We start from the raw sequence: 9,298 nt of genomic DNA on the forward strand, positions 1-9,298 counted from the left end.
CCGGCACGGTGGTCCGGGCGACTGCCGCCCGGAGTCACTCCTGGACCTTGCCGCCGGTGATGCGGGAGATCATGAGCGCGACCAGGATGATCAGGCCGTTGAGGGCGCCGATCCACTGGGCGGGCACACCGGCCAGGGTGAGCACGTTCTGGATCATGAACAGCAGCAGGATGCCGCTGAAGGCGCCGAACATGGTGCCCTTGCCGCCGTTGAGGCTGATGCCGCCGATCACGGCGGCGGCGAAGACGGTGAAGATGTAGCCGTTGCCCTGTGCGGAGGCGACGGAGGCGAGGCGTCCGGAGAGCAGCAGTCCGGCGAGGGCGGCGAGCAGGCTGCCGGTGACGATGACGATCCACAGCACCCGGTCGGTGCGGATGCCGGCCGCCTTCGCCGCGTCGACGTTGCCGCCGATGGCGTACAGGGAGCGGCCGAAGCTGGTCCAGCCGAGGACGACGATGGCGACGGCGAACAGGGTGAGGCAGAGCCAGATGGAGGCGGGCACCCCCAGCCACTGTGCCGTGCCGAGATAGAGCATCGACCCCGGCAGCTGGAAGAAGGTCTGGCCGCCGGAGATGCCGGTCAGGACGCCGCGCAGCACGATCAGCATGCCGAGGGTGACGATGAACCCGTTGAGGCCGAAGCGGATGATCAGCAGCGCGTTGATCACGCCGATGAGCGCGCCCACGACGAGGGTGACGGGGATCGCCCAGGCGCCGGGGAGGAGACCGAGACCGTGTCCGGCGCCGGTCGGCACGACCAGCCAGGCCGCGACGCCGGGCGCGAGGCCCATCGTGGACTCCAGGGACAGGTCCATCTTCTTGACGATCAGGATCATCGTCTGGGCGAGGACCAGCAGGGCGATCTCGGACATGGTCTGCAGGACGTTGACGAGGTTGTCGCCCTGGAGGAAGACCGGGTTGACGATCTGGCCCACGATCGCGATGACGACGATCGCGGGGACCAGGGCGAGGTCACGCAGCCGGGCCAGCGGGATGCGACCGCCGAGCAGCGCGGTCCCCTTGGCCCGGGCCTTCGCGGCCTTCGGGGCGGGCGTGTCCGCGAGGACGGTTTCAGGCATTGAGGTCCACTCCTTCCATCGCGGCCACGAGGTCGTGGTCGTGCCAGCCGCGGGCGATCTCCGAGGTCACTCGGCCCTGGAACATCACCAGGACCCGGTCGCACATGCGCAGGTCGTCGAGCTCGTCGGAGGCGATGAGCACTCCGGTGCCGGTCTCCGCGGTCTCCTCGACCTTGCCGAGGAGGAACTCCTTGGAGCGCACGTCCACGCCCGCGGTCGGGTTGATCAGGACCAGCAGCCGGGGGTCGTCGGCGAGGGCTCGGGCCATGACGACCTTCTGCTGGTTGCCGCCCGACAGGGAGGAGACGGGCAGCTCGGGACCGGGGGTCTTGATCGCCAGCTTCTCGATCATGCCGTCGGCGAGCCGGTCCCGGGCGCGGCCGCTGAGGAATCCGTTGTGCCCGATCCGGTGCGGCACGGACAGCGTGGCGTTGTCCGCGATCGACATGTCGGGGACATAGCCCTGGTGGTGCCGGTCCTGGGGCACGAACCCGGCACCCGCGGCGAGCGCGGCGGGGACGCTTCCCGGACGGGGACGCGTTCCGGCGATCTCGACCCGGCCGCCGTCGGCGGCCCGCAGTCCCACCACGGTCTCGGCGACCTCGGTACGGCCGCTGCCGGCCGCCCCCGCGAGCCCGACGATCTCCCCGGCGCGCACCTGGAGGGTGACACCGTGATAGGCGTCGCCGTCCAGGTCGCTGATGTCCAGGGCCGCGGTGGTCCGCGTGCTCAGTGAACTCGGCCGTTCCTGGCGGCGGTCGGCGGCCGCCTCGCCGGTCATGGCGGCGACGAGTTCGGTGCGGGGGAGTTCGGTGACCGGTGCGGTCAGGATGTGCCGGGCGTCCCGGAACACCGTCACCATGTCGCAGATCTCGTAGATCTCCTGGAGGTGGTGACTGATGAACAGGAAGGTGACGCCCTGGCGTTGCAGGTCGCGGATGCGGTCGAAGAGCCGGTTGATCGCCGCGCCGTCGAGCTGCGCGGTCGGTTCGTCGAGGATGATGAACCGGGCGCCGAAGGACAGGGCGCGGGCGATCTCGACGAACTGCCGCTGTTCCACGTCGAGTTCGCCGGCCGGTGTCTGCGGGTCCACGTCCACCGACCAGGTCGACAGCAGTTCCTGCGCACGTCGGCGCACCCCCTGCCAGCTGATCAGCCGGTGCCGGCCGTGATCGTGCCGGTTCAGGAAGAGGTTCTCGGCGACGGTCAGGGTGGGGATGATCGTCGACTTCTGGTAGACGCAGGCCACGTGCCGCCGCCAGGCGTCGCGGTCCGAGAGCCGGGGCGCCGGGGCGCCGCCGAAGGTGACCGTGCCCTCGTCCGGAGCCTGGAGTCCGGTGAGGACGGACACCAGGGTCGACTTGCCGGCGCCGTTGCGGCCGACGAGCGCGTGGGTCTCGCCGGGCCTGATGGTGATCCGGGCGCCGTCCAGGGCCACCGTCGGACCGAATCGTTTGACTATGCCCGTCGCCTCGACGACGGCCGGACCCGCCGGGGCCCGTCCGTCGTCCGCCGGGGCGGGCGCGGGGGTGACTGTCCGCTCCCCGTCGCTCATCTCAACCGCCTTGTGTTCGTGAGCCGTCGCGTTCGCCGGAGAGCCGTCAGCCGAGGTTGTTGCCCCACAGCGACGAGTCGTCGCTCTTGACGCTGGGCACGCCGCCGTAGGTGCCGCCGTCGGCGGTCACGAGCGGTGCGGAGAGCTGGTCCTCCAGCAGACCGTCACGGACCTGGATGATCGTGCTGTCGTGGTCGGTCCTGCCGGGCTTGAACCTCTTCCCGTCGATCGCGGCCTTCAGGTAGTGCAGGGCGTACTTGGCGTAGAGGTCGGCCGGCTGGGAGACGGTGGCGTCGATCTTGCCCGCCGCTATCGACTTCAGCTCCTCGGGGATGCCGTCGTTGGAGACGACGAAGACGTGCTTCTTATTCTTCGGGTCGATCAGCAGGCCCTTCTGCTTGAGGACCTGGAGGGTGCCGGACAGGGCGAAGCTCGACTGCATGTAGATGCCCTTGATGTCCGGGTTGGCGGTCAGGTCGGTCTGCAGCTTCTGCGCGGCGACGGCCCCGTCCCAGTTGGTGGCCTCACCGAACACCTTGATGTCCGGGTAGTCCTTCTTCATGCACTCGTTGAACGCCTCGGTGCGGTCACGGCCGTTGATGGAGTCCAGGCCGCCCTGGAGCATGACGACCTTGCCCTTGCCGCCGAGCTTCGTGCCGAGGTACTGGCACGCCTTCTCGCCGTACGCCCGGTTGTCCGCGCGCACGACCATGTAGACCTTGCCGCTGTCGGGGCGGGTGTCGACGGTGACGACCGGGATCTTCTTGGCCTCCAGCTGCGCCAGAGTGGGCGCGATGGCGGCGGTGTCCTGCGGGGCCATCGCCAGGCCCTTGACGCCCTGGCTGATGAAGGTCTGGGCGTTGGCGGTCAGCTTGGCGACGTCGTTCTGCGAGTTGGTGGTCTTCAGGGAGAGGCCCAGCTCCTTGGCGTACTCCGGCGTGTACTTGATGTACGAGTTCCAGAAGTCCGTGTCGGAGCGCGGGTAGTCGACGCCGACCAGCGGCTCGGAGTCGCTCGACGCGGTGGTGCTGCCGGAGCCGCCGCAGGCGGTCAGCAGCGCCAGGGCGGAGAGGGCGGAGGCGGCGGAACAGAGGGCGGTTCTGACTCTCATCGGTGATTCCTCACGCTGGTCCCGTAGCGGGAGATGTTTCGTGAGCGACGGCTGTGTGCCGTCGCCAGGGGAGAGATGGGATGTATATATAGGCCGGGATTCACATTCTGTCCAGCCCTTCGTATGTTTTGCCTGGAAAAACCGTTTCATTCGGCGCTTCCATGGCGAGAGGGATCGCCAGAGTGGATGAATCCATCCCATCAATCGTGACCGGTCCGTGACGGATCGGGGTGAGGTGGGGCGGGGCGAAACATGCGATGTCTTACGGGTCGCAAAAACGAGGAAAGCTGGGCACTGTCGAGTTCGATCAACAGACGTCAGCTCCTGGCCGGCGCCACCTGCGTGGTCGCGGCGGTGGTCGCCGGGTGCATCCTCGGCGCCGGCACGGCGCAGGCCGCGCCCGGCACGTACACGCCCGACTGGAACTCGGTCGACCAGCACCCGCCGGCCCCGGAGTGGTTCCAGGACGCCAAGTTCGGCATCTACTTCCACTGGGGTGTCTTCAGCGTCCCCGCCTACGAGAACGAGTGGTACCCGCGCTCGACGTACCAGAGCGGGAGCAACGCCGACAAGCACCACACGACGACCTACGGCAGCCCCTCCTCCTGGCCGTACCACGACCTCATCGACGGCGCCCGGGACCTGGCGGGCAACACCGTGAAGTTCGCGCCGAAGCTCAAGTCGGCCGGCGGGAACTTCGACCCCGGCGAATGGGTCCAGCTCTTCGTCGACGCGGGCGCGAAGTTCGTCGGCCCCCCCTGCTGGACCTGTTCACGACGGCGATCCGCGGCAGGAACCTCAAGCTCCTGGTCGCCATGCACCACGCGTACAACTGCAACGGTTCCTACGAGTTCGCGCCCCAGCAGAGCGACGACAGCCTGAAGAAGCTGTATGGGAAGCTCAGCCGGGCGGCGGAGGACCAGCTCTGGTACGACAAGCTCAAGGAGGCAGTCCGCCTGGAACGGCTCCGCCAACCAGCAGTGGAAGATCACCCACCGGGGCGACGGCCGGCACTCGATCACCGACCGGGGCACCGGCATGGCCCTCGACGGCGCAGGCAACGCGGCCTCGGGATCCGTCGCCGAACAATGGGCGTACAACGGCAGCACCAACCTGCGGTGGACCTTCACGGCACTGTGACCCACCCCGGCGCACGACGACGGCCGGCCGGTGCGCGTGCGTGCCGACCGGCCGGGCGGGGGAGAATGGGGGCCGAACCAACGGTCGGCCAGTGCGGAGGAACGGGACATGCAGGACGCGCGAGCAGGACAGGTCGCCGGACCCGAGGACCTCGTCGATGTGGCCCGCCTGGTCACGGCGTACTACGCGCTCCACCCCGACCCTGCCGACCCCGGCCAACGGGTCGCCTTCGGCACCTCGGGACACCGCGGTTCGTCCCTCGCGGCCGCTTTCAACGACGACCACATCGCCGCCACCAGCCAGGCGATCTGCGAGTACCGCACCGCGCAGGGCACCGACGGCCCCCTCTTCCTCGGCGCCGACACCCACGCCCTGTCCGAGCCCGCCAGGATCACGGCACTGGAGGTGTTCGCCGCCAACGACGTGACCGTCCTCATCGACCAGGCCGACGGCTACACGCCCACCCCGGCGGTCTCGCACGCCATCCTGACCCACAACCGCGGCCGCGCCTCCGGCCTCGCCGACGGTGTGGTGGTCACCCCCTCGCACAACCCGCCCGCCGACGGCGGCTTCAAGTACAACCCGCCGAGCGGCGGCCCCGCCGGTTCCGAGGCGACCTCCTGGATCCAGGACCGGGCCAACGAGATCATCACCGGCGGTATGAAGGACGTCCGGCGCATCCCCTACACCCGCGCCCTGGCCGCGCCCGGCACCGGCCGCCACGACTTCCTCGGCGCCTACACGGCCGACCTGCCGAACGTCCTGGACCTGGACGCCATCAGGTCCGCCGGCGTGCGCATCGGCGCCGATCCGCTCGGCGGCGCCTCCGTCGCCTACTGGGGCCGGATCGCCGAACAGCACCGGCTCGACCTGACGGTGGTGAACCCGCTCACCGACCCCACCTGGCGGTTCATGACGCTGGACTGGGACGGCAAGATCCGTATGGACTGCTCCTCGCCGTACGCCATGGCCTCACTCATCGAGCGGCGCGACCGGTTCGACATCTCCACCGGCAACGACGCCGACGCCGACCGGCACGGCATCGTCACGCCGGACGGGGGCCTGATGAACCCCAACCACTATCTGGCCGTGGCCATCTCCTACCTCTTCTCGCACCGGGAGCGGTGGCCCGAGGGCGCCGGGATCGGCAAGACGCTGGTGTCGTCGTCCATGATCGACCGGGTCGCGGCCGACGTCGGCCGCCCCCTCGTCGAAGTCCCCGTCGGCTTCAAGTGGTTCGTGGACGGACTGGCCGACGGCACCCTCGGCTTCGGCGGCGAGGAGTCGGCCGGCGCGTCCTTCCTGCGCCGCGACGGCTCGGTGTGGACCACGGACAAGGACGGCATCATCCTGGCCCTGCTCGCCTCGGAGATCACGGCGGTCACCGGGAGGACCCCGTCGCAGCACTACGCGCAGCTCACCGACCGCTTCGGCGCCCCCGCCTACGCGCGCGTCGACGCTCCCGCCACCCGTGAGGAGAAGGCGCTCCTCGCCAAGCTCTCCCCGCGCCAGGTCACCGCCGACACCCTGGCCGGCGAGCGGGTCACCACCGTCCTCACCGAAGCCCCCGGCAACGGCGCCGCCCTCGGCGGCATCAAGGTCGTCACCGACAACGCCTGGTTCGCGGCCCGCCCTTCGGGCACCGAGGACGTCTACAAGATCTACGCGGAGTCGTTCCTCGGCCCGGACCATCTGGGACGTGTCCAGGAGGAGGCCAGGTCCGTGGTGCTCGCCGCGCTCAGCGCGTGACGCGGACGAACCCCCAGGTCCGGTCGGGTGGTGTCCGATCGGTGGGGGTGTCAGAAGGCGATCTGCATGACGGCGTCGTCGCCCTCCAGGGGTACGCAGGCGAGGACCGTGAACCTGGTGCCGTCCAGGACGTCGGTGGCGATGGTCGTCCAGCCACGGCCGACCCTGGTCACGCGGTCGCAGGTGCCGGAGTTCGCGAACTTCACGCAGGCGTTCACGTGCTCGGCGGTTCCGCCGGTGGCGCGCAGGTCGATGTCCTGGCAGCGGCTCGTAGTTCGGTAGGGGCCGAATCCGAGCGCGTCCCCGGCCACCGGGACGGCCGCGCGCCCGTGAACTGCGACGACGGACAACCGCTGGGACGCACACGGGACACGGGGGGCGCGGTCCCCGGGCGCCGGACAGGGAGCCGGCCCGTCCCTCGGCACCGATCCGGCGGCATGCGGCGCCCGTTGCTGAACCGTGTAACCGTTCGGGACGTACTTCTGGGCGAACGGAAGGCCGCGATCTTCCGGCGCGGGCGTTGAGCGCGGAGCCGCGGACGGCCGTATCGAGCGTACGGAACAGGGAGGGGACCGCATTCATGGAAGGTGCTCCCGTGGTGGTGGCTCCGAGTCGCGGAGGAGAGCGCGTGACGCCCGGAGAGGACGTCGGCTTCGAGCCGGCCGAGCCCCCGGAGTTCGCGCGGACCGAGCCCCTGGACGGCGAACGCGGAGCCGGGGTGCCCTCGGCCGGTGAACTGCTGGCGCTGCACGGCCCGTCCGTCCTGCGCTACGCGGCGCTGTGCGCGGAGCCGAACAGGGCCGCCGCCGAACGGCTGGCCGGGCTGGCGTTCCGCACCACCTACGGCGACGCGGCGGCTCACGCCGGAGCCGACTTCCCCTGGCGGCCGCGACTGCTCGCGGCGGTCCTCGACGCCGCCCGGGAGTGGAGCGCGGACGACAGGCGCTCGTCCCTCCACCCGGACCTGCGCGGCGACACGGCCGGTGAGACGCGCCGTGCGGTGTCCGGCAAGGACCGGGGCGGCGCCGCCAGAGGCCTGGTTCTGCGCGCCTTCCGCAACCTGCCGCACCGCACGCAGGCGCTGCTGTGGCACACCGTGGTGGAGGCCGAGGACATCGAGGTGGTGGCGCCCCTGCTCGGCGCGGACCCCTCCCTGCTGAACCCCGAGCGCGCCCGCACCCTGCTGCGCGACGAGTGCGTACGGGTCCACCTCGACCGTGCTCCCGACGAGCGCTGCCGCCGCCTCAACCGGCTCATCGACGTCCACGCCCGCCGGGGGTCCGCCGAGATGATGGCGGAGGTACGCGACCACCTGGACGGCTGCGCCTACTGCGAGGCGGCCGTGGACCAGCTCGACCAGTCCCCGCAACGGCTCCCGGCGCTGCTCGCGGAGGCGGTACTGGGATTCCGGGCGGCGGACTACCTCGCGACCCGGCCCGGCCACCAGGCCCGGGTGCGGGCGGCTGTTCGCGTGCCGTCCGAGCCCGCCCCGCGGCCCGAGGAGGCGGAGTCCCGGCCGGCGGGCGCGCGTCGGCCCGTACCGCGAATGCCCCGGTGGCCGTTGCTGGCCGCCCTGGGGGTGGTGCTGTGCGGGGTGATCGCGGCGTCTCCCATGGCTCTCAGCGGAACGGAGGGCGACAGCGAGGCGGTAACCGGCGCGGTGCCCGGACGAACCGCCGCCCCGACCGTGAGCCCGACCGCGACCGCCTCCGAGCCGTCCGCCCGAGCCGTTCCCCCGTCTTCCGGCACCTCATCGGCCCCCGGCGCGGCCCCGGGGACGCGGCTGCGCAACGTGCGGACGGGGCTCTGCCTGGACCTGCGCGCTTCGGCGGCGGCGCAGGGCACGCCCGCGGTGACGGCACGGTGCGGGACATCGGCGAGTCAGCTGTGGCGGTTCGACCGGAGCGGACGCCTGCGCAACCAGGCGGCTCCCGAGCTGTGCCTGAACGCCGAGCCGCAGGGCACCATAGCCCTGCGGCCGTGCGCGGCCACCGGCGATGGCGAGGAGTCCGGGGACACGCGCTACGCGTTCGCGTCCGACGGCCTCCTCACGCTCGTCGCCGAGCCCGGCGTGGCCGTGACGCCCGTCCGCCGGGCCGAGGGGGCGATCATCCTCCTGGAGCCCGTCCCGCAGGACCGGGTCCGCCGGTCCCAACGCTGGCTCACCGACGAGGGGTTCACCGACGAGGGGTTCACCGGCGCGGTCTCGTGAGCGCGATCTCGTGAGCGTGGACTCGCTGCGCGCTGTGCCTCGTCAGTACACGCCCGGGGCGCGCTCGGATAAGTGACCGGTCTCCCGCGCCCTTAGCGTTCCGGTGTGCCGGGCGGGAGCTTCCGTACCGGCCTGTGACGGTTGCGGTGCGGATGCCACCTGTGCGCCCCCGCCACCCCCCGGTTCTGAGGAGATCCACATGTCTGCGTCCACCGGGCCGGTCGTACCGGTCCTGGAGCCCGCCGCCGCGGCGTTCGCCGAGGCGACGGCGAATCCGCCGTACCTGTTCGACCTCGGCCCGGTGGAAGGCCGTAAGGCCGTCGACGAGGTGCAGTCCGGAGAGATCGACAAGCCCGCCGTCGACGAGGAGTGGGTCACCGTGTCCGGCGGCCCCACCGGGCAGGTGCGCGCGCGCCTGGTCCGGCCGGCCGGCGCCACCGGCACCCTTCCGGT

7 protein-coding genes and 2 pseudogenes are annotated in these 9,298 nt (G+C 71.1%); 5 read left to right on the forward strand and 4 right to left on the reverse strand.

All coding sequences use genetic code 11. The annotated features are described in order from the left end of the window. Nucleotides 1-34: 34 nt before the first annotated feature. The 3 genes from ACWCRJ_RS40115 to ACWCRJ_RS40125 are packed head-to-tail and all read right to left on the reverse strand — an operon-like array spanning nt 35 to nt 3,744. The gene (locus tag ACWCRJ_RS40115; RefSeq protein ID WP_450943927.1) at nt 35-1,078 is read right to left on the reverse strand and encodes an ABC transporter permease; all 1,044 of its coding nucleotides are present in this window, start codon (nt 1,076-1,078) and stop codon (nt 35-37) included. Further along, complete coding sequence (locus ACWCRJ_RS40120) at nt 1,071-2,633, reverse strand: sugar ABC transporter ATP-binding protein (RefSeq protein WP_450943928.1); 1,563 nt, start codon at nt 2,631-2,633, stop codon at nt 1,071-1,073. The genes ACWCRJ_RS40115 and ACWCRJ_RS40120 overlap by 8 nt, the downstream gene beginning before the upstream one ends. A 46-nt stretch (nt 2,634-2,679) precedes the next feature. After that, nucleotides 2,680-3,744: a sugar ABC transporter substrate-binding protein gene (locus ACWCRJ_RS40125; RefSeq protein WP_450943929.1), complete on the reverse strand. Its 1,065-nt coding sequence runs from the start codon at nt 3,742-3,744 to the stop codon at nt 2,680-2,682. A gap of 294 nt (nt 3,745-4,038) precedes the next feature. Between ACWCRJ_RS40125 and ACWCRJ_RS40130 the strand changes: the two are divergent. The 3 genes and pseudogenes from ACWCRJ_RS40130 to pgm all read left to right on the forward strand — a co-directional run. After that, nucleotides 4,039-4,697: pseudogene (locus tag ACWCRJ_RS40130) on the forward strand (alpha-L-fucosidase); the annotation flags it as partial. Beyond that, the gene (locus tag ACWCRJ_RS40135) at nt 4,636-4,884 is read left to right on the forward strand and encodes an RICIN domain-containing protein (protein WP_450943930.1); all 249 of its coding nucleotides are present in this window, start codon (nt 4,636-4,638) and stop codon (nt 4,882-4,884) included. The pseudogene ACWCRJ_RS40130 and the gene ACWCRJ_RS40135, both read left to right, overlap by 62 nt. A 108-nt stretch (nt 4,885-4,992) precedes the next feature. Next, the gene (gene pgm / locus ACWCRJ_RS40140; RefSeq protein WP_450943931.1) at nt 4,993-6,633 is read left to right on the forward strand and encodes a phosphoglucomutase (alpha-D-glucose-1,6-bisphosphate-dependent); all 1,641 of its coding nucleotides are present in this window, start codon (nt 4,993-4,995) and stop codon (nt 6,631-6,633) included. Nucleotides 6,634-6,683: 50 nt separating this feature from the next. Here pgm and ACWCRJ_RS40145 read toward each other — a convergent pair whose 3' ends face one another. Beyond that, nucleotides 6,684-6,983 carry a hypothetical protein gene (locus tag ACWCRJ_RS40145; protein WP_450943932.1) on the reverse strand — a complete coding sequence of 100 codons (300 nt, stop codon included), beginning with the start codon at nt 6,981-6,983 and terminating at the stop codon, nt 6,684-6,686. Nucleotides 6,984-7,261: 278 nt separating this feature from the next. On the opposite strand from ACWCRJ_RS40145, the gene ACWCRJ_RS40150 reads away from it, so the two are divergent. Together ACWCRJ_RS40150 and ACWCRJ_RS40155 are read left to right on the forward strand one after the other, a co-directional pair. Further along, a complete protein-coding gene (locus tag ACWCRJ_RS40150) occupies nt 7,262-8,845 on the forward strand; it encodes a ricin-type beta-trefoil lectin domain protein (RefSeq protein ID WP_450943933.1) in 1,584 nt (527 codons plus the stop codon). 199 nt (nt 8,846-9,044) lie between these two features. Beyond that, nucleotides 9,045-9,298: pseudogene (locus tag ACWCRJ_RS40155) on the forward strand (esterase); the annotation flags it as partial.

It is taken from the genome of Streptomyces sp. NPDC002324, assembly GCF_053593335.1.